We start from the raw sequence: 18,438 nt of genomic DNA on the forward strand, positions 1-18,438 counted from the left end.
CGGAAAGTACAGCATCGGTATGCGCGGTGAACAACCCTGCTTGCGCTACTTTACGTAACCACCGGCGTGCCATAAATGGCGATAAAAATCGTCTACACTACCAGGGTCGGTTCCATATCGAGGAGTGACAATGACAGAAGATGAATTCAGAAAACGATTAGCCGGAGAGGGGTTTGACGAGCCACTGCTGGTGGAACGTGCGCCCGCCACCGAGCTCGACAATCATGTCCATCCCTTCGAAGCACTGGCCCTGATCCTCAGTGGTGATATCACCATCAGTACAGAACAGGGCGAGACCACTTACCATCCGGGAGAGACGTTTCACCTGCAGCCGAATGAGCTGCATCGTGAGGCGTTCGGGCCGCAGGGCGTGCGCTACCTGGCGGGCCGGAAATATGAGTGACGGGCGGGCAGTATGACGGTTTCTGACGATCTCTTTGCCCGCCTGGCGCGCTCGCCATTCCGCCAGCGCTTTCGACTGGGGCGCGCGGAGTATGATTATGCGCTGAGTAAAGGCGAGCCGGTGTTGCGTGAGCATGCCGCCGAGTTTGTTGCACAGCGGCTGGCGCCTGCCCGGCCCGCGCGTGATGGCAAACAGACGCCGATGCGCGGTCATCCGGTGTTTATCGCCCAGCACGCCACCGCGACCTGCTGTCGTGGCTGTCTGAGCAAATGGCACAATATTGCTCAGCAGCAGCCCCTGAGCGCAGAGCAGCAGGCCTATGTGGTGTCAGTGCTGTTGCAGTGGATCAGCGATCAGATGCAGCGTCCCGCGCCGCCCGCGCGGGTGGTAAGAAAGACGACGAAGCCGGATGACGATCCGCAGCTCGCGCTCTGGTAACGGACGATCAGGCTGCCCCGGAGGGAATTTTCTGGTGAAAACTGGCCCTTTTTCATTCCTGGTTTATTCTTAAATCTTTCCTGGAATCGCTATGCCAGGATTAAAACCTACACGGCAACAATGAATACAGAGGGAATTATGAAGAAATCAATTATTGCACTGTCTGCTATTTTGCTGGCCTCGCCGGTATTTGCTGCTACCACTACCGATAACACCGTTGCGGAAGCGCACAAAGGCGCGGATACCGCTAAAGAAAAACTGCATCATGCGCAGAATAAGGGCGAAGAGCTGAAGCTGAAATCTGAGCACGCGGCGGAAGGCAAGAGCCACACCACCGGCAGCAAAATCAGCGAAGGCACCCAGAAGGGCTGGCACAAAACGAAAGAAGGTGCCGAGAAAGGCTGGGATAAAACCAAGCAGGGCGCTGAAGATCTGAAAAACAAAGCGACCAACTGATTCGCTGCCATTTCAGATAAAAAAGAACCCACCGAAAGGTGGGTTTTTTTATGGCTGCAATGCCAGGGCAGATTGCTTTGATATTGAGCCTGCCCCGGGAGCAGGGGCAGATCGGAAAGTCGCTTATGCCATCCATGGCCGCTCGGCCCGCACCGTCCCTGGCGCGGGACGCTTTCCTCTTCTGACCCTGTTCCCGACGCGTTGCGCGTTTTCATTGCTGCCTGATTAACCGGGTCTTAAATTTTGTAGCCTCTGAAAACCCACCGAAAGGTGGGTTTTTTATTTCCAGAGAAAATCAGGCTTTGCTGGCGGCGGCTTTTTCTTTCTCCGCCGCCGCTAAGGCTGAGACTTTCATCTCCGCGTCAGCCGCTGCTTCGGCCGCAACGGCGGCGGCTTCTGCCGCGGCCTCAGCGGCGGTCTCAGACTGTTTCTTGCCCTCTTCGATCACCTCTTCGTCGATGACTTCGATGTTCTCGCGATTATCGCGACCGGAGAGCAGGTTCCAGCAGGCGATGAACAGCGCCGCAATCACCGGACCGATAACAAAACCGTTGATGCCATAAATCTCCATCCCGCCCAGCGTGGCGATCAGGATCAGGTAGTCAGGCATTTTGGTGTCTTTACCGACCAGCAGCGGACGCAGGATGTTATCCACCAGCCCCACAATTACCACGAAGAAACCGACCAGGAAGAGGCCTTTCCACACGGCACCGGTGGCGAAGAAGAAGACCGCTGCAGGCACCCAGATAATGGCGGAGCCGACGGCCGGGATCAGGGAGAGGAACGCCATCAGCGCCCCCCACAGCAGGCTGCCGTCAATGCCGGTGAACCAGAAGGCCAGCCCGCCGAGAATACCCTGCACGATGCCGACCACAACCGTGCCTTTGACCGTCGCACGCGCCACCGCGGCAAACTTCACCAGCAGATGATGCTTGACGTAGGTCGAAAGCGGCAGCGCTTCCAGGATCAGATGCACCAGATAGGAGCCATCTTTCAGCAGGAAGAACAGCAGATAGAGCATCACGCCAAAACCGACGGTAAAGCTGAAGGTGCCCCTGCCGATGATGAATGCGCTGCCTGCCAGATACTGGCCGCCTTTGAGGGCAAACGAGGAGAGCTTCTGCTGAATCTCTCCGGCGGTATCGAGATTATTTTCAGCCAGATAGTGTTTTGCCCAGCGCGGCAGATGCTGCAGCAGGTCGGCGAAAACCGCCGGGAACTGCGCCGAGTTGGTCTGCAGCTTGTGATAGACCGCATTGGTCTCGACCACCAGCGATGAGGCGATAATGGCCAGCGGCGTAAACACAATCAGACAGATGCAGAGCAGGGTGAGCAGTGCGGCCAGGCCATTGCGTTCCCCCAGCCGGCCCCGCAGATAACTTTTCAGCGGATGGAAAATGACCGCCAGAATTGCCGCCCATAAAATCGGCGAGAAATAGGGCGAAAGCACCTCAAAAAAGGCGAACGTGGCGATCGCCAGAATCAAAATGAAAAATCCGATGTTCAATCCTTTAAAACGCATGGAAAAACCTCATCTGGAACATACTCTGATAAACCCGAAGCACGAATTTTCCGTGTCTGGCTTCGCTTGCACTGACCGCTCATCACTGAATATCGATCAGGCTTTACTCTTTAAACGCTGCCGGTGGCAGCTTCATGCAGGCTAACGCGTTGAAATTCAGGGCAGAAGCGGGGAACGGCGGATGTGCGTTCACGGCGTCGCGCCCGGACAGTCACGCACGGCAACTGACCATCACGCGCGGGATCCTACCTTAGCGTAGCGGTTTCAACCATTATTGGTAGGTCAGTCACTCATGATCGCGGCGGAATCTGCCGATAACCCGGTTAATGAGGTGAACATCGGGCGATGAAAAATGCATAACAGGATAATTCTGGCGGCGCTGCTGGCGCTGTCGCTGACAGGCTGTGCCACCAAGCACTATCCGCAGGCCACGGCGGTGACGCCGGAAGAGACGGCGATGCTCAGTTGTGGCGCGCTGGATCAGGAGCTGGTGAAAGCGCACGGCGTACAGAGCGATATTGAGCAGACCGGTCGGTTTGACGCCCTGACCGTGCTGGGCTTCGTCGGCGATTTTGGCCTGGGCAATGGCATTGCAAAATACAATGCCAGCCAGAAGGTGGCGCGGCGCGTCAGCCAGTTGCAGTCGCTGAAAGCCGCGAAGTGCAGCCAGCCTCTTGCGTAGCTGGCTGCGTCTGGTCAGCCGCGCGTCCGCTCGCTGACATGCTGCAGCCGGACATTTTCGGCGGCGCGCTTACCGGCGAGGAAAGCGTGGTCGGAATTGTAATATTCCCACTCACTGTAGCGGCCTGACAGATGGATATCCTGCGTCAGCAGCCACTGCCGGATCAGCGCCACGTTCGCACTACGCGCATGGTCGTAGATGACGTAGGCGTAGGGCATATCGACCTCTGAGGCGCAGAGCAGCGGATCGCTCTCGCTGATCATCCCGACCCGGATGCAATCCTGACGGCAGCGTTCAATCAGCGCATCGCCCGCCAGCGGCAGCGGATGGGCGGCGTTGTAGGTGATTTCACAGGTTAAGCCGAACCCGCCGGGGGGATTGCAGTGCGGGCTGGCATTGCCCTGCACAAAGATGCGGTGAAACAGCGTGTCGCCCGGATAGTAAATCCAGTGTTTTTCAGTCAGGTCAGCCCGGCCGATGCCCAGGTTCACGCAGCGCACCGAGACAAACTGCAGCTGCTGTGCCGCCCGCTGCACATTCTCCGGGGCCTCATCGCCCATCAGTTTAATCAGTTCCGGCAGCGGCATGGTGCTGATCAACTGCTCATAGCGGTAGTGGCGTCCATCCGCCAGCAGCGCGACATGCGCCTGCGGATAAATCCGGCTCAGGGTGGCATCCGTTTCCAGTTTGCACTTCAGGTGCGGCAGAAAGCCGGACATCAGCGCCTGGAAGCCACCGCGCAGCGGATAGCCGAAGCGGGCGTTAGGCCCCACCGGTTTTGCCAGCGGCTGCAGTGCGCCATCGATAATCTGCGCCAGGTCGGGCAGCGGCACGCGTCCGCCCAGCCATGAGGTCTCCATCTCAGTCAGCGGCACTTTCCACAGTTTCTGGTTATAGGGCAGGGCAAAGTGACGTGCGATCCCTTTCCCCCAGGTGCGCAGGATAAAGTGCTGAAAATCCTCTTCGCCTTCCACTTCACCGGCCAGGCTGCCCTCATCCGCTATCGCGCCATCGGCACAGCAGTCCCGTCGCGCCCGCGCCCGATCCAGCGGCACCGCGGGCGCGGCCGTTTCGCCATAGCGCGCCTCAATGGCGCCCAGTACGCACTCTTTTACGACCTCAACCGGCAGACCGTGCAGCGCCGACTGGAAGGGATAGCGGGTATAGATGCCGTCATTCCAGACCCAGGCCTCACGCGCCTGCCAGTGCAGATTGTCGCCGAGCAGCATCTCGTAGAGCTGCAGGACATAGGGGTCCTGCGAAAACATAATGTGACCGGCATAGTCGAAGGTAAAACCCCGATCGTCGATGGAGCGGCACCAGCCGCCCGGCGTGGCATTTTTCTCCAGCACCACCGCGCCTTCACCATAGTGATAACCGGCGCTCAGTCCGGTTGGCCCGGCACCGACAATCAGGCAGGGCACCGCTTCGCTCTCCAGCATCGCCGGGGTTAACGGCGTCACGTTCGCCTGGGCACTGGCTGGCGTGACCGGTTCACCGGCAGGCTGCGGATGCGTCAGAGCCTGCTGGATCAGGGCCTGTATCTGTTCTGCCGTGCGATCCCAGGAGGTCGCGTCCACTCTTACCTGCATGCGGCCCGCCAGCGCCAGTCGCTCAGCCGCACTGAGGGTCATCGCCTCTTCACAGGCGGCAATAAAGGCGGCAGGGGTCTCTGCCACCGCCACTTCTTCAGCGTAATGCCGCGCCACGTCCACGATGGCGGTACTGACAATCGGCAGCTGTGCCGCCATATACTCCAGCACTTTGGTGGGCGAGATGAAGCGCGTCGAGGCGTTAATGGCAAAAGGCATCAGGCAGACATCCCAGCCCGCCAGGAACTGCGGCAGCGCCTGATAAGGCTGCTGACCGAGCCAGTGAATATTGTCGCGCTGCGGCAGGCTGGCGGGATCGATTTTCACCACCGGCCCGACCATGATGATCTGCCACTCCGGATGGCTGTCCGCCAGCGCGGCAATCAGCGGCAGATCGATACGCTCATCCAGTACGCCGTAATAGCCAAGCCGCTTTGCCGGGATCGCATCCTGAAGCGGATGATGGTTACTGCGATCGCGTGCCTGCTCAAAGTGGACGGCATCCACGCTGCTGGGGAAGCAGTAAACCTGATGATGTTTATCGCGCTTTGCTTCATAGAGGCTGGAGCCGCCGGTGAACACCAGATCGGCGCGGGTCATCAGCGCCGATTCGCGCTGTTGCAGCTGGCGCGGGGCGTTGTGGAAGGCGGAGAGCTCATCCATGCAGTCGTAGATCACCAGCCGGGGTTTGAAAGGGGTGAGCAGCGGCAGGGCCATGGGGGTATAGAACCAGATCAGCGGCTCCTCATCCTCCTCCAGCAGCGGGGCGAGCAGCAGCAGCAGTGGGGCAATCTGGCTGTCGTGAAAACCGGGCGCGTCGTGGGGGGTATGCGGCTGGATCACGGTGATATTCGCTGCGGGCGAACTCCGATGCAGGCCAGGTGGTCCCGCCTGCCAGACCGGCTCCTCGACGAACAGCACGCGATAGTGCTGTGCCAGGCGGGTCAGAAGCTGCTGCGGGCGCTGGAAAACAAAGCCCCAGCGTAAATGACTGAAAACGATAAGAGCGGGTTTGTTCATGACAGACTCCTGACAGGGGGATGAGGAAGGGACGATGTGCTGCAAAAAGCGTTGCGCCTGGCGCAGGGCGTCGGCATAAGGCTGCTGTAACTGGCGGGCGTAAGGATCGGGCCCTGACAGGTCCAAATCCCATAACCCGCTGCGGGTCCAGAAGGTGGTCTCCTCCCAGAGGGGACGATCAATAATCGGATAAAGGCAGATGCCGAGCATCTCCACGCCCGCCAGCTGCGCCTGCGCCACCTGGGCGGCGATCTCACCGATCCAGGCGCCGCGTCCGCTGCCGACATGGCTGGTTTCTGCCAGCAGCAGCGGCCGCTGATAACGCTGCCAGACCTGCTGCAGCATCTGATGCAGCGGCAGGCGGCGGCTGTCGCCCAGATGCCACCAGAGTCGCTGGTTCGAACCCTGCTCCCACTGGTTGTCGTGGTAATAGTTGACGCCCACCAGATCGAGATAGCGGGGCGCGCCGCCCAGCTCCGGATCACGTCTGCCGCTCAGCATGTCCCACGCCTGGTACTGGGTGTCACACAGGGCGCGTGCCAGCCCGTCGCTGTCGGGATCGGCGGGATCGGGCACGATATGGATCAGCGGATCGCAGTGCAGCAGGCGGGCGCGCGGATCCGCCTGCCAGATCGCATCACAGGCCGCCAGCGTAGCCCGCACCAGCTGACGCTTGGCGGCATCCGCCCGATCGGGTTCAGGGATCGCCTCACAGGGGAAAACCCCGACGGAGATGCCCCAGCTGAGGAAAGAGATCTCATTCATCGGTGAATAGACCGGCGCAGACGAATACCAGGGGGCGAGAAAGCGGGCCAGGGCGCCGCAGAAGGCGGCAAACCGGCTGACAAAGTCGTCACTGAACAGCGTGACGTCAGCGGGCCAGCCGTAGTGACAGAGTGTCCAGCTGAGCTGAATACCCTGCTCACGTGCGGCCATCATCCGCGCTGCGACGGTCGAGAAGTCATAGCGTCCATCGCGTTCGCACAGCCGCCAGCCCACGCTTTCACGCACCGTGCGAAGAGAAAAGGGGGCCAGGGCGGCATAATCCGCTGCTGCACGGCTCTGATGCTGATTCAGATCGTTCATCGACAGCGCAAGACCGGCAGGATTGATATGATCGGCCCCTTCGTAACCCGCCTGCCAGAAACTGGAAAAAGGCGTCATGGCATCTCCCGAAAAAAAGCAACACGCTTCCCGCTGACGCGCCGTCGTGAAACGGGTCAGGGCGTTATGGGTATGCAAAGCAGACTGGCCGGTCGGGCCACTCTCAACGAACGGGCGATCCCTGCCATAAGCCACAGACGCTGAATGGCAGGCATCAGCACCTGTTGCAAAATGGATGAGTGAGATAGCAGGTTTTACAGACAGCGCTATCGGCAGGAAAAAGAGTGGCTTCTCTGAATGTTAAGTGATGAGGTGGAAGCCTTACTGGAAAGTATAGGCTGGGTAATGTTCTTGGCAAATTATTGAAGTAAAAAGAAAAAACGAAGCGGCAAAAAGCAGCCAGCCAGAAACAGGAAATTTTTGCTTCCGTTTCAGTCGCCAGCAAAATAAGCGCAGCGTGAGGCGAGGCTGTCCCTTTTTCAGCTTTGTTAACCTTTTCCGCAGCCTGCAGAACGGTCAGACTCGCCCGCTTCAGGCTTACAGCTTCGCTTGCCTTTTGGCGAACAGGCGACAAGCTTGACGTATCGCTGGCCTGGATCTGCGGGCCAATCAATCGGCGGCGGCGAAGAGACGCCCCCTTTAAAACAGGATGTTTAGCAGACTATGTTCTCATTCGACTGGCACCGTTTTTTGCTCAACGATCAGCCCGCCACCTTTTTGTTTGAGGTGGTGGCGCGTGTCCTGATCGCTTATCTGGTGGTATTTACCTTTCTCAAAGTCTCCGGGCGGCGCGGCGTGCGTCAGCTGTCTCTGTTTGAACTGGTGGTGATCCTGACGCTGGGTTCCGCCTCGGGTGACGTGACGTTTTATGATGATGTGCCGGTGCTGCCGGTCATTATGGTGTTTGTGGTTCTGCTGTCGCTCTACCGTCTGACCACCTGGCTGACGGCGCTCAGTCCGCGCTTTTCACGACTGATTCAGGGGGATGTGATTACCCTGATTAAAGACGGGCTGTATGTGCTGGAAAGTCTGGATCGGCTGAATATTTCCGAAGATGAGTTCTATATGGAGTTGCGGCAGAGCGGCGTGGAACATCTGGGGCAGATCCGCCTGGCGCTGGTGGAGGTCGATGGCCAGCTCAGCCTCTATTTCTATGACGACGATGCGATGCGCGCCGGGTTAAGCGTGCTGCCTCCCGCGCACCGGCAGGATTACAGCACGGTCCCGACGAGCGGGCTTTATGCCTGCACCCATTGCGGCCAGACCCGGACCATTGAGGCAGAGCAGCAGGCGGTCTGTCCGCGCTGCCAGCGCCAGCGCTGGTCTGTGGCGCTGACCGTGCGCCGGTTGCACTGATGGCCTCAGCTTGGGAAGCTGAACCGCAGCTAAACGCGTTGCAGCTTGTTCCCGGTTACCACATAACTTTGCCTGTTACTGACAGAAAATGAAAACGCTTCGGGCAGCATAGCGTCACCGTTATCAAAGAGGTGTGCGTATGAAAGTGAGGCTGGCCAGTGGGTTACTCTTTTTACTGTTATCGTTTGGCGCGTTTTCACAACAGGTGATCAGCGAAAGTCATCCCCATTCACGCAGCGCGCGACTGCTGGAACAGGGGAGCCAGGTGGATACGGCGGATAGTCCGGATGAACATCTGCTGGAGGGACGGGAGGGGCGGAGCACTCTGCAACGCAGGCCGTTTTAAGATAACGCCCCGGCAGAGCACGCTGCCGGGGCACCAGAGAGCCGAATCTGAACGCGTCAGACCCGCAGGTTACAGGGTGGCCTGCGTGGGTGACAGGCCAGGCACCAGAATCACCTTGCGGCACTCCTCTTCCCGTTTGTTGAAAATATCGTAGCCGCGGGCCGCATCCTCCAGCGGCAGATGATGGGTCACAATCTCTTCCGGTGTCAGGTGGCCCTGTTCAATCAGCTTAAGCAGGTCAGGCAGGTAGGCGTGAACGTGGGTCTGTCCCATCTTAAAGGTCAGCCCTTTGTCGAAGGCGTCACCAAACAGGAAGCCGTGAATAAAACCGGCATAAACGCCCGGCACGCTGACGATACCGCCACGCCGCACCGCCGCAATACACTGGCGCAACGCTTTACCGCTGCTGCCCTCCAGTTTGAGGTTGCTGAGTACGGTTTCCGTCAGGCTGCCTTTCGCCTCAAAGCCCACGGCGTCAATCACCGCATCCACTCCGCGATTGCCGGCGCTCTGTTCGATGATCCAGCCTGCCGGGTCATCAATTTCATCGAAGTTAATCGGGATAACGCCATAGCGTTCACGGGCAAAGTTTAAGCGGTAGCTGTTGTGGTCGATCATGTAGATCTGTTCCGCCCCCTGCTGGCGGGCGCAGGCGGCGCTGAGCAGCCCCACCGGCCCGGCACCGAAAATAGCCAGGCTGGAACCGGGTCTGACCTCGGCATTTTTTACCGCCTGCCAGGCGGTCGGCAGGATATCGGAGAGGAACAGCACTTTCTCATCCGACAGCACCGGCGGCACTTTAAACGGGCCGGTGTTGGCTTTAGGCACCCGGACATACTCAGCCTGTCCGCCGGGCACGCCACCGTAAAGTTTGCTGAAGCCAAACAGCGCGGCCGGCGGAGTAATATTTTTGCGGTTCAGGATGGCACCCCGGCCGCTGTTGGTGTTCTCACAGGCGGCATACTGATTAAGCAGGCAGAAAAAGCAGTCGCCACAGGCGATAACGAACGGGATGACCACCCGATCGCCTTTGGCGACGGCCGTGACCGCACTGCCTGTCTCAACCACTTCGCCCATAAACTCATGGCCAAAGATATCACCATGGCCGGTGCCGGGAATTTTGCCGCGATAGAGGTGGAGGTCTGAACCACAAATGGCCGTGGCGGTCACACGCAGAATAATGTCATCTGCGGCTTCCAGGCCGGGATCGGGGACGTTATCCACGCTGACTTTATGCGGGCCGTGGTAGGTTAATGCTTTCATCTGTTCATCTCCTGCTGATAAGGGAAGGGCGGTCAGACCGTGAGCCGTGACCACTCGCGGGGAAGTGTTGCGATATCTGAGCCTTAGCCTGCGTGAAGTGTAGTCACCCTCAGAAGAGTAAGCAGAGCGGTGCAGGAGAAAGCCCCGTCTCAGCCGGGCTGGCAGGGAGGGGGTGTCCGGGTGTCCGCAACCGTGACGAGGGGCGCATCGGGCTGCCACCGCATCAGATCGGCAAAGGTGCGACGATAAGCCGTGTCGATTTGCGCCGGCACCTGTTCAATGTAGCGGAAAGCGTGTTCCCGCGTTTCACCGCTCAGCTGCTGCAGATAGTGCCGCGCCTGACTCAGCGTCGGTATCTGGCCTTCGACACCGGCCATGCGGGCGGGCAAATCAGTCCAGATGAGACCTTCAATCCCTCTGGCCTGCGCCCACGCCGCCAGCGGGCCTGTGGCGTTATCTGTCACCGTGATCATCCCGACGCCATCGACGCGGTTGTCCGGAATGGCTTCACGAAGCCGCAGCGCCTGGCAGGCTCGCTCCAGTGAAGCGGTATTCAGCCAGGCCCAGCACACCGGCACCGGACTGGCATTCAGGCAGATCGCTGTGGAGAGCTCACCGCCATCACTGATGCGCACAAATTCCACCGGTACGGCGGGACCATCATGATGCCACTCACTGGCGACCGGCAGCGCGCCGGTTTTCCAGATTAACGATCCCCAGCCCAGACAGGCAATTTTCATTCTCTTCTCCCGTGTTTGCGTCGCCACCTTCGCGACCCGTCAGAGTTAAAGCGTAGTCCGTTACGCTTAATCGTTACAGGGATCACCTTTTTTAGTGCGGTAAAGCGGCCTTAAAGATGGCATGATCTGCCCCGCAGTCACTCTGCACAACCTGACGGTTATTTCAGCAATCTGTGCGCGTTTATCGGTGCGGCTTGAACTTTTATCGTCAGGTAGTGTAAAAAGTGGCGCACGCAAACGATTACCTGTGCATGTGCGCTGGCAGCATCACGCGCGCAGGTTCCGCTGCGACCGGGCCGGAAAGCAGGGAACGACACCTCTTTCAGCGGTCCAGGGTACTGGCGCTTTTAACACGGAATATCTGATGAAAACCACGCAAACTGGCACGCTGGGCGCGCTTGAAAGTGACGTCGATACGGGATGGCGTAAAACCGACACCATGTGGATGCTGGGTTTATACGGCACTGCGATTGGCGCGGGCGTCCTGTTCCTGCCGATTAATGCGGGCGTCGGCGGCCTCATCCCGCTGATCATTATGGCGATACTGGCGTTTCCGCTGACCTTTTATGCGCACCGCGCGCTGACCCGCTTTGTCCTCTCCGGCAAAAATCCGGCCGGTGATATCACCGAGGTTGTTGAGGAGCATTTCGGCGTCGGGGCGGGCAAGCTGATTACGCTGCTCTATTTCTTCGCTATCTACCCGATTCTGCTGATGTACAGCGTTGCGATTACCAATACGGTCGAGAGTCTGATGGTGAATCAGCTGGGGCTGGTGCCACCGCCGCGCGCGCTGCTGTCGCTGCTGCTGATTGTCGGGCTGATGACCATTGTGCGCTTTGGCGAGAAGATGATTGTCAAAGCGATGAGCGTGCTGGTCTACCCCTTTGTCGCGGTGCTGATGCTGATGGCCTGCTATCTGATCCCACACTGGCACGGCGCGGCGCTCTCCACGCTGACCGTTCAGCCTGCAGGCAGCAGCCTGTGGATGACGCTGTGGCTGGCGATCCCGGTGATGGTCTTCTCCTTTAACCACTCTCCCATTATCTCCTCCTTTGCGCTGGCGAAGCGCGAAGAGTATGGCGACGCCGCTGAGAAAAAGTGCTCGCGCATTCTGGCCTGCTCACACCTGATGATGGTGGTGACAGTGATGTTCTTTGTCTTCAGTTGCGTGCTGAGCCTGTCGCCTGAGGATCTGCATGCGGCCAAGGCGCAGAACATCACGATTCTCTCCTATCTGGCGAACCACTTTCAGGTGCCGATGATTGCCTGGCTGGGCCCGCTGATCGCGGTGGTGGCGATCACCAAATCGTTCCTGGGTCACTACCTAGGCGCGCGCGAAGGGTTCAACGGCATGGTTAATAAAGCGCTGCGCAGTCGCGGTAAAGCGATCGCGCCGGCCAGACTGAATCGCCTGACGTCACTCTTTATGCTGCTGACAACCTGGCTGGTGGCAACGCTGGACCCGAATATTCTCGGCATGATTGAGACGCTGGGCGGGCCGGTCATTGCCATGATCCTGTTCCTGATGCCGATGTATGCCATTCAGAAAGTCCCGGCAATGCGTCAGTACAGCGGAAAAATCAGCAACCTGTTTGTGGTGCTGATCGGAGTGATTGCCATCTCCGCTATTTTCTATTCGCTGGTGAAGTAATCCTGCCCACGGCAGGTGCCTCCTCCAGGAGGCACCTGCCGTTCCCCCCTGTCATACACGCCTCCCGCGCGTCCGAATCCGGTTCATCCCCTGTCTCCTGCCCGACTGAAGTATCTGGTTAGCAATGGTTACAGTTGTTACAGAGTGACATGGTAGAGTTAACGCGAATAATTATTATTCCTTTAAAGGACAGGATGAACATGAAGATCGGGATGGCTGCTGCCACCACACTTTTGCTGTCGACCGCCTGCGCGGCCACCACTTATCCGGTCACCGTGACCGATATGGATGGACAGAAAATTACGCTGCAGAAAGAGCCTCAGCATGTGATTCTGCAGGATGGCCGCGACGTCATGACGCTGGCACTGCTGGATCGACAGAATCCGTTTCAGCGGGTTGTGGCCTGGAACAATCTGCCGAAAAAGCAGGACACCCAGACCTGGGATCTGCTGAAGCAGCGCTGGCCTCAGGCGACCTCAATTGTGGATATGGGCTTTAACGATCAGGGCCAGGTCAACCTGGAGAGCGTGCTGGCGAAGCAGCCCGATTTGATGATTGCGCAGTTGCGCGCCAAACCCGCGCTGACACAATCAGGCGTGCTGGCCACCCTGAAAAATCTGCACATCCCGGTGCTGTTCCTCGATGATGAGCTGCATCCGAAAGAGAACACCCTGAAGAGCGTGAGCGTGCTCGGCACGGTGCTGAACCGTGAAGCTGAAGCAAAAGACTACGCCGATTTTTATCAGCAGCGCTGGCAGGCGCTTCAGGAGAAGATCGCCCAGGTTCCGCACAAGCCGACGGTTTTTGTCGAGCCGATTGCCGGTAACAGCGACAACTGCTGCTTTACCCACGGACACAACGGCTGGGGCGCGCTGGTGGAAGCGGTCGGCGGCAAAAATATTGGCTCTGCACTGCTGCCCGGCAGTTCCGGCTTTGTTTCGCTGGAGAAGATCATTGCCATGAAGCCGGATGTCTACATCATGACCGGCTCAAAGCGGCCGAACAGCAATGTGCTGCCGTTTGGTTATGGCGCGAATCAGACCGAGGTGACCGCGACCTTTAAGCGCTTACAGAGCCGCACGGGGCTGGCGCAGATCGCCCCGGTCAGAGAGCAGCGCGTCTATGGCGTTTACCATCACTTCTACAATCATCCCTACAACATTATCGGGATGGAAATTCTGGCGAAAGATCTCTATCCGCAACAGTTCCGTGACCTCGACCCCACGGCGGATTACCACCACATCGTGACGCACTTTACAGGATTACCTGACGCGCCCGTGATCCTCAGTACGCCATAACCGGCCCCTGTCAGGGTGCGGTTTCGTACCCTGACACACGTTTTCGCTGGCAGCGGCGATCGGCGTTTTGTCTGATGCGCCGGTCAGCCAGCGGGCAGGGCGGTCTTTAGTGTTAAGAAAGTGATAATTACGCGTAATGGTCTGTAAATTGGCGGTTTTTAAGAATTATACAGATGTTGCCATACAGGATTATTGCCATGATGCCGATCAACGGTGCCTGACAGCCGTTATTTTCGGAGGCAGTACCATGAAAAAAACAACATTAACGCTTATCGCTTCACTTTTGACATGCAGCACACTCTTTTCTCAGACCACGCTGGCAGACGATCGCGGCGATCCGCACCGCCCGCCGGTGTCGCATCAGAATGATGGCCCTGGCCCGGATGCGTGGGGGCCCGGCCCGCATCCGGATCGTGACCGCGACGACCGCCATCGTCATGAGGAGCGGGAACGCCATGAGATTGAACATGCGCGTCATGATGACGAGCGCTTCCGTCACAACAGAGGGCGATATGAGCCGCGCGACGCATTCGCCTGGCAGGGACATGAGTTTCGCCGTGGCCATGCGATCCCGCGAGCCTATTGTGACGACCGTTACCGCGTTGACGACTGGGATGCGCGCGGACTGCCTGAACCTCCGCAGGGGGAACACTGGGCAGACATCAACGGCAACTATGTGCTGATTGCGGCGGCAACCGGCATTATTACCTCACTGCTGCTGAACAACGCACTGAATTGATCCCACGGGATGGCGGCGGCCATCCCGCTTTCTTTCCGTTTTGCGCCGCCAGCGTCTATCCTGAGACTCCACACTGACATTCTCCCTGTGTAAGGAGTCATGATGACGACGGTTAAGATGGTTGCGGTTGATATGGATGGCACTTTTCTGGACGACAACAAGCAGTACAATCGATCCCGGTTTCTCGCCTGCTACCAGCAACTCACCGCCCGCGACATCAAATTTGTCGTGGCCAGCGGTAATCAGTACTACCAGCTCAAATCCTTCTTTCCGGAGGTCGCCAGCGATATCGCCTTTGTGGCGGAAAACGGCGCATGGATTATCGACCATGATGAGGAGCTGTTCTGCGGCGCCTTTGACCGCCGCGATGTCGAAGCGGTCATCAACACCCTGCAAAACGGCAACTATCCCGGCCTGCGTTATCTGCTGTGTGGACGCGAAAGTGCGTACTACTTTGACGGCATGGAAGAGAGCTGGCTGAAAAAGATGCGTCACTACTGTCATCGCCTGAAGCCGATTCAGCATCTGGATGAGGTGCAGCATGATCGGTTGTTCAAGTTCGCACTGAATCTCTCTGACGACGCTATCGAGCCGCTGATGGCGGATATCGAGCGGCTGCATCATGGTCGTGTGGCCGCAACCTCAAGCGGACACGGCTCCGTTGACCTGATTGTGCCGGGCAATCATAAAGCGCATGGACTGGATCTGCTCGCCACGCGCTGGGGCATCACACACGACCAGGTGCTGGCGTTTGGTGATGGCGGCAACGATCTGGAGATGCTTAAGCAGTCTGGTTTCAGTTTTGCCATGGCCAACGCGCCACAGCGGGTGAAGCAGGCAGCACGCTATGCTGCCCCTGCTAATAACGAAGAGGGCGTGCTGCAGGTGATTGAGCAGATGCTGGCCGGTGAGGGGCCATTCGCAAATCTGCCCGCGTAACGGGCAGACGCGGTTTTCGGAAGGGCAGAGGCGGGTCATCTGGCCCGCCTCTCTTCACGCCGTGATGCGCCAGGCCTGGGCGATCATCGTCTCCATCTGTTCGCGGCTGTAATTCACCAGCGAATTTTTGCTGTTGGCGCGCGCCAGAATCCACTTCACCTCTTCGCCCGTCAGCGTGGGCCCCTCCTGCCAGAACGGCAGAATCGCCTGCTGCTGCAGCCACGTTTTGAGGAACTGCGCGGGTGAGTCGGTGGCTTCACTGAAAAGCTGCCCATGTAACGCTGACATCAGTGTCTGCTGCAGCGGATGATCGCTGTCGGCCAGCAGATCCAGGAAGGGGAACAACAGCCGCCCGCACACTTCGCCGTGGTGAAACGGTTTTATCGCGCCCAGTTCGCCTGCAATACCGTGGATGACCCCCAGACCGGCGCTGCTCAGCGCAACTCCCCCCAGCCACGATGCCATCATCATCGACTCTCTTGCCGCATCGCCCGCACTCTCTTCACTGTTCAGCGCCGGCCAGGCCTGGATAAACTGACGCAGGCCGGTCACGGCCAGCTGTTGAGTGAAAAGATTCCCTTTCGCGGAGAGGTAGGCTTCAAACAGGTGGGTAAAGGCATCGATCCCGCAGGTCGCCAGCACGTGGTCAGGTGCCCCCTTCAGCAGATCGGGATCGAGAATAGCCACTTCCGGGACAAAAACCGGGTGGCGCAGTGAGGCTTTGATCTGAATATCGCGCTGGTCGGTCACCACCGCATTCTGCGTCACTTCACTGCCGGTCCCCGCCGTCGTCGGAATGGCAATCAGCGGTAACGTGACTGGCTGAACCGTGCTGTCGCCCACCTTTTCCAGATAGCGGGCCGTCGACAACGGATGTTGCATCATCGCGCTGAACGCTTTAGCCGCATCCAGCACGCTGCCCCCGCCGATGGCCACCACCCGATCCACATGACCCCGCCAGCGTGCCACCCAGCCATCAATCTCAGCAGGAGAGGCTTCATGGCTGACAATTTCATAGCCGATAATCTGCGCGTTCAGGTCAGCTTTAATCCGCTCATACGCCGCGCCCTGCAGAAAGGATTGCCCGCAAAACAGCAGCGTAGGCTGTGACCGGGCGGCCAGCAGCGGCACCAGTTTATCGAGGCTGCCGCGGCCAAAGAGGGTTCGTCGATTACTGTACAGCTCACTCAGGTTCACACTCACCAGCGCATCCTTTTTACATTTCACTAAAATCTGAGTGTAACGAAAAGCGCGCCGCCGGCACTGGCAAACTTTCTGATAACGTCCCGGTAAAAAGTTGATCATCTTCGCAAAACAGAAATTCACCCCGGCGGGGTGGTGCTTTACTGCGGATGTTACCCTTAACATGTTATCGGTAACAGCGTTTGTCCGGATGTATAAAATTCTTACAGGCGCACTGTTTTGCAGCCCTCAGGGGATCATGATAACAACCGACACTGGATTCCATTCAGTGCGCAAGGTGGAGAAAACCTATGCCATTACTCTATGTGGCGATCGGCGTCGCGTTACTGCTGCTGCTGATGATTCGCTTTAAGCTTAATGGATTTATCGCGCTGATCCTGGTGGCGCTGGCTGTCGGCGTGATGCAGGGCATGCCGGTCAATAAAGTAATTACGTCTATTAAAGCGGGTGTCGGCGGCACGCTCGGCAGCCTGGCGCTGATCATGGGCTTTGGTGCCATGCTGGGTAAACTGCTGGCCGACTGCGGCGGTGCGCAGCGTATCGCGACCACGCTGATCGAAAAATTTGGCACAAAGCACATTCAGTGGGCGCTGGTGCTGACCGGTTTTATCGTCGGATTTGCGCTGTTTTATGAAGTTGGCTTTGTGCTGATGCTGCCGCTGGTGTTCAGCGTGGCGGCGTCGGCGCGCGTGCCGCTGCTCTATGTCGGCGTGCCGATGGCGGCTGCACTGTCCGTTACGCATGGCTTTCTGCCACCGCATCCAGGCCCGACCGCCATCGCCACGCTGTTCAATGCTGACATGGGCAAAACGCTGCTGTTTGGCACCCTGCTGGGTATTCCTACGGTGATTCTGGCGGGCCCGGTTTACGCCCGCTTCCTGAAGGGCATCGACAAACCGATTCCGCAGGGACTCTATAACCCGAAAACCTTCACCGAAGCAGAAATGCCCAGCTTTGGGGTCAGCGTCTGGACGGCCCTGGTGCCGGTGGTGCTGATGGCCCTGCGCGCGGTGGCAGAGATGCTGTTGCCAAAAGGGCATGTGCTGCTGCCGTATGCCGAGTTCTTTGGCGACCCGGTCATGGCCACCCTGATTGCCGTACTGATTGCCATCTTCACGTTTGGCCTTAACCGCGGCCGCTCAATGGAACAGGTAATGGATACCCTGACCGACTCGATCAAAATCATCGCTATGATGTTGCTGATCATCGGTGGCGGCGGGGCCTTTAAGCAGGTACTGGTCGACAGCGGCGTGGATAAATATATCGCCAGCATGATGCACTCGACTCAGCTGTCACCCATCTTTATGGCCTGGTCTATTGCGGCGGTGCTGCGTATCGCGCTGGGTTCGGCAACGGTGGCGGCGATTACCGCAGGTGGCATTGTGGCCCCGCTGATTGTCACCAGTGGTGCCAGCCCGGAACTGATGGTGATCGCCGTAGGATCCGGCAGCGTCATCTTCTCTCACGTTAATGACCCTGGCTTCTGGCTGTTCAAGGAGTATTTCAACCTGACGATAGGTGAGACCATTCGCTCCTGGTCGGCGCTGGAAACCATTATCTCCGTGTGCGGCTTGGTGGGCTGTCTGCTGCTCTCCTGGGTAATCTGATCCCTGCCGCTGGCACCGCCTGCCAGCGGCCCTCTGCTGGCTCTCTGAAAGAGGCTGGTGCTCATAAAGAGGGCCGCGC

Annotated in this window: 16 protein-coding genes; 11 read left to right on the forward strand and 5 right to left on the reverse strand. The window is 58.5% G+C overall.

Annotated elements, in window-relative coordinates:
- Positions 1-130: 130 nt before the first annotated feature.
- The 3 genes from CKF42_RS01940 to CKF42_RS01950 all read left to right on the forward strand — a co-directional run bounded on the left by CKF42_RS01940 (position 131) and on the right by CKF42_RS01950 (position 1,297).
- A complete protein-coding gene (locus CKF42_RS01940; protein ID WP_009091548.1) occupies positions 131-403 on the forward strand; it encodes a cupin domain-containing protein in 273 nt (90 codons plus the stop codon).
- Between the two features lie 12 nt (positions 404-415).
- Positions 416-841, forward strand: coding sequence for a DUF4186 domain-containing protein (locus CKF42_RS01945; protein ID WP_046101396.1), 426 nt, complete (start codon positions 416-418; stop codon positions 839-841).
- Positions 842-979: 138 nt separating this feature from the next.
- The gene (locus CKF42_RS01950) at positions 980-1,297 is read left to right on the forward strand and encodes a hypothetical protein (RefSeq protein ID WP_111207364.1); all 318 of its coding nucleotides are present in this window, start codon (positions 980-982) and stop codon (positions 1,295-1,297) included.
- 295 nt (positions 1,298-1,592) lie between these two features.
- Here the strand turns inward: CKF42_RS01950 and CKF42_RS01955 are convergent, their stop codons facing one another.
- Positions 1,593-2,819: an AI-2E family transporter gene (locus CKF42_RS01955; RefSeq protein WP_009091545.1), complete on the reverse strand. Its 1,227-nt coding sequence runs from the start codon at positions 2,817-2,819 to the stop codon at positions 1,593-1,595.
- 352 nt (positions 2,820-3,171) lie between these two features.
- Between CKF42_RS01955 and CKF42_RS01960 the strand changes: the two genes are divergently transcribed.
- Complete coding sequence (locus CKF42_RS01960) at positions 3,172-3,501, forward strand: hypothetical protein (protein ID WP_009091543.1); 330 nt, start codon at positions 3,172-3,174, stop codon at positions 3,499-3,501.
- Between the two features lie 14 nt (positions 3,502-3,515).
- Here CKF42_RS01960 and CKF42_RS01965 read toward each other — a convergent pair whose 3' ends face one another.
- Positions 3,516-7,277: an NAD(P)-binding protein gene (locus tag CKF42_RS01965; protein WP_111207365.1), complete on the reverse strand. Its 3,762-nt coding sequence runs from the start codon at positions 7,275-7,277 to the stop codon at positions 3,516-3,518.
- Positions 7,278-7,880: 603 nt separating this feature from the next.
- On the opposite strand from CKF42_RS01965, the gene CKF42_RS01970 reads away from it, so the two are divergent.
- Both CKF42_RS01970 and CKF42_RS01975 read left to right on the forward strand, forming a co-directional pair.
- Complete coding sequence (locus CKF42_RS01970; RefSeq protein ID WP_046101399.1) at positions 7,881-8,573, forward strand: DUF421 domain-containing protein; 693 nt, start codon at positions 7,881-7,883, stop codon at positions 8,571-8,573.
- A 139-nt stretch (positions 8,574-8,712) separates the two neighbouring features.
- The gene (locus CKF42_RS01975; RefSeq protein WP_072052702.1) at positions 8,713-8,919 is read left to right on the forward strand and encodes a hypothetical protein; all 207 of its coding nucleotides are present in this window, start codon (positions 8,713-8,715) and stop codon (positions 8,917-8,919) included.
- A 69-nt stretch (positions 8,920-8,988) separates the two neighbouring features.
- Here CKF42_RS01975 and CKF42_RS01980 read toward each other — a convergent pair whose 3' ends face one another.
- Positions 8,989-10,182, reverse strand: coding sequence for a zinc-dependent alcohol dehydrogenase (locus tag CKF42_RS01980; protein ID WP_046101401.1), 1,194 nt, complete (start codon positions 10,180-10,182; stop codon positions 8,989-8,991).
- 149 nt (positions 10,183-10,331) lie between these two features.
- Complete coding sequence (locus CKF42_RS01985; protein ID WP_111207366.1) at positions 10,332-10,922, reverse strand: hypothetical protein; 591 nt, start codon at positions 10,920-10,922, stop codon at positions 10,332-10,334.
- Between the two features lie 364 nt (positions 10,923-11,286).
- Here CKF42_RS01985 and CKF42_RS01990 point away from each other — a divergent pair, with 364 nt between their 5' ends.
- The 4 genes from CKF42_RS01990 (at position 11,287) to CKF42_RS02005 (ending at position 15,549) form a co-directional block, all read left to right on the forward strand.
- Positions 11,287-12,573 (forward strand): HAAAP family serine/threonine permease, encoded by a 1,287-nt coding sequence (locus CKF42_RS01990; protein WP_046101403.1) that lies wholly within the window; start codon positions 11,287-11,289, stop codon positions 12,571-12,573.
- 200 nt (positions 12,574-12,773) lie between these two features.
- Positions 12,774-13,871 carry an ABC transporter substrate-binding protein gene (locus CKF42_RS01995; RefSeq protein ID WP_111207367.1) on the forward strand — a complete coding sequence of 366 codons (1,098 nt, stop codon included), beginning with the start codon at positions 12,774-12,776 and terminating at the stop codon, positions 13,869-13,871.
- Between the two features lie 247 nt (positions 13,872-14,118).
- Positions 14,119-14,610 (forward strand): RcnB family protein, encoded by a 492-nt coding sequence (locus tag CKF42_RS02000; protein WP_111207368.1) that lies wholly within the window; start codon positions 14,119-14,121, stop codon positions 14,608-14,610.
- A 102-nt stretch (positions 14,611-14,712) separates the two neighbouring features.
- Entirely contained in the window at positions 14,713-15,549 is an 837-nt protein-coding gene (locus tag CKF42_RS02005) for a Cof-type HAD-IIB family hydrolase (RefSeq protein WP_111207369.1), read from the forward strand.
- A gap of 54 nt (positions 15,550-15,603) precedes the next feature.
- Here the strand turns inward: CKF42_RS02005 and CKF42_RS02010 are convergent, their stop codons facing one another.
- On the reverse strand, positions 15,604-16,752 hold the full coding sequence (locus CKF42_RS02010) for an iron-containing alcohol dehydrogenase (RefSeq protein WP_111207376.1): 1,149 nt from the start codon (positions 16,750-16,752) through the stop codon (positions 15,604-15,606).
- Positions 16,753-17,042: 290 nt separating this feature from the next.
- On the opposite strand from CKF42_RS02010, the gene gntT reads away from it, so the two are divergent.
- Positions 17,043-18,359, forward strand: coding sequence for a gluconate transporter (gene gntT, locus CKF42_RS02015; RefSeq protein WP_009091528.1), 1,317 nt, complete (start codon positions 17,043-17,045; stop codon positions 18,357-18,359).
- Positions 18,360-18,438 lie beyond the last annotated feature (79 nt).

The sequence above is a fragment of the Pantoea sp. ARC270 genome, from assembly GCF_003236725.1.
GTDB classification, from domain to species: domain Bacteria; phylum Pseudomonadota; class Gammaproteobacteria; order Enterobacterales; family Enterobacteriaceae; genus Pantoea; species Pantoea anthophila.

Excerpts from the sequence above, each read along its gene's own strand:
- CKF42_RS01940 (WP_009091548.1), top strand. The coding sequence starts at position 131 with ATGACAGAAGATGAATTCAGAAAACGATTAGCCGGAGAGGGGTTTGAC.
- CKF42_RS01945 (WP_046101396.1), top strand. The coding sequence starts at position 416 with ATGACGGTTTCTGACGATCTCTTTGCCCGCCTGGCGCGCTCGCCATTC.
- CKF42_RS01950 (WP_111207364.1), top strand. The coding sequence starts at position 980 with ATGAAGAAATCAATTATTGCACTGTCTGCTATTTTGCTGGCCTCGCCG.
- CKF42_RS01955 (WP_009091545.1), bottom strand. The coding sequence starts at position 2,819 with ATGCGTTTTAAAGGATTGAACATCGGATTTTTCATTTTGATTCTGGCG.
- CKF42_RS01960 (WP_009091543.1), top strand. The coding sequence starts at position 3,172 with ATGCATAACAGGATAATTCTGGCGGCGCTGCTGGCGCTGTCGCTGACA.
- CKF42_RS01965 (WP_111207365.1), bottom strand. The coding sequence starts at position 7,277 with ATGACGCCTTTTTCCAGTTTCTGGCAGGCGGGTTACGAAGGGGCCGAT.
- CKF42_RS01970 (WP_046101399.1), top strand. The coding sequence starts at position 7,881 with ATGTTCTCATTCGACTGGCACCGTTTTTTGCTCAACGATCAGCCCGCC.
- CKF42_RS01975 (WP_072052702.1), top strand. The coding sequence starts at position 8,713 with ATGAAAGTGAGGCTGGCCAGTGGGTTACTCTTTTTACTGTTATCGTTT.
- CKF42_RS01980 (WP_046101401.1), bottom strand. The coding sequence starts at position 10,182 with ATGAAAGCATTAACCTACCACGGCCCGCATAAAGTCAGCGTGGATAAC.
- CKF42_RS01985 (WP_111207366.1), bottom strand. The coding sequence starts at position 10,922 with ATGAAAATTGCCTGTCTGGGCTGGGGATCGTTAATCTGGAAAACCGGC.
- CKF42_RS01990 (WP_046101403.1), top strand. The coding sequence starts at position 11,287 with ATGAAAACCACGCAAACTGGCACGCTGGGCGCGCTTGAAAGTGACGTC.
- CKF42_RS01995 (WP_111207367.1), top strand. The coding sequence starts at position 12,774 with ATGAAGATCGGGATGGCTGCTGCCACCACACTTTTGCTGTCGACCGCC.
- CKF42_RS02000 (WP_111207368.1), top strand. The coding sequence starts at position 14,119 with ATGAAAAAAACAACATTAACGCTTATCGCTTCACTTTTGACATGCAGC.
- CKF42_RS02005 (WP_111207369.1), top strand. The coding sequence starts at position 14,713 with ATGACGACGGTTAAGATGGTTGCGGTTGATATGGATGGCACTTTTCTG.
- gntT (WP_009091528.1), top strand. The coding sequence starts at position 17,043 with ATGCCATTACTCTATGTGGCGATCGGCGTCGCGTTACTGCTGCTGCTG.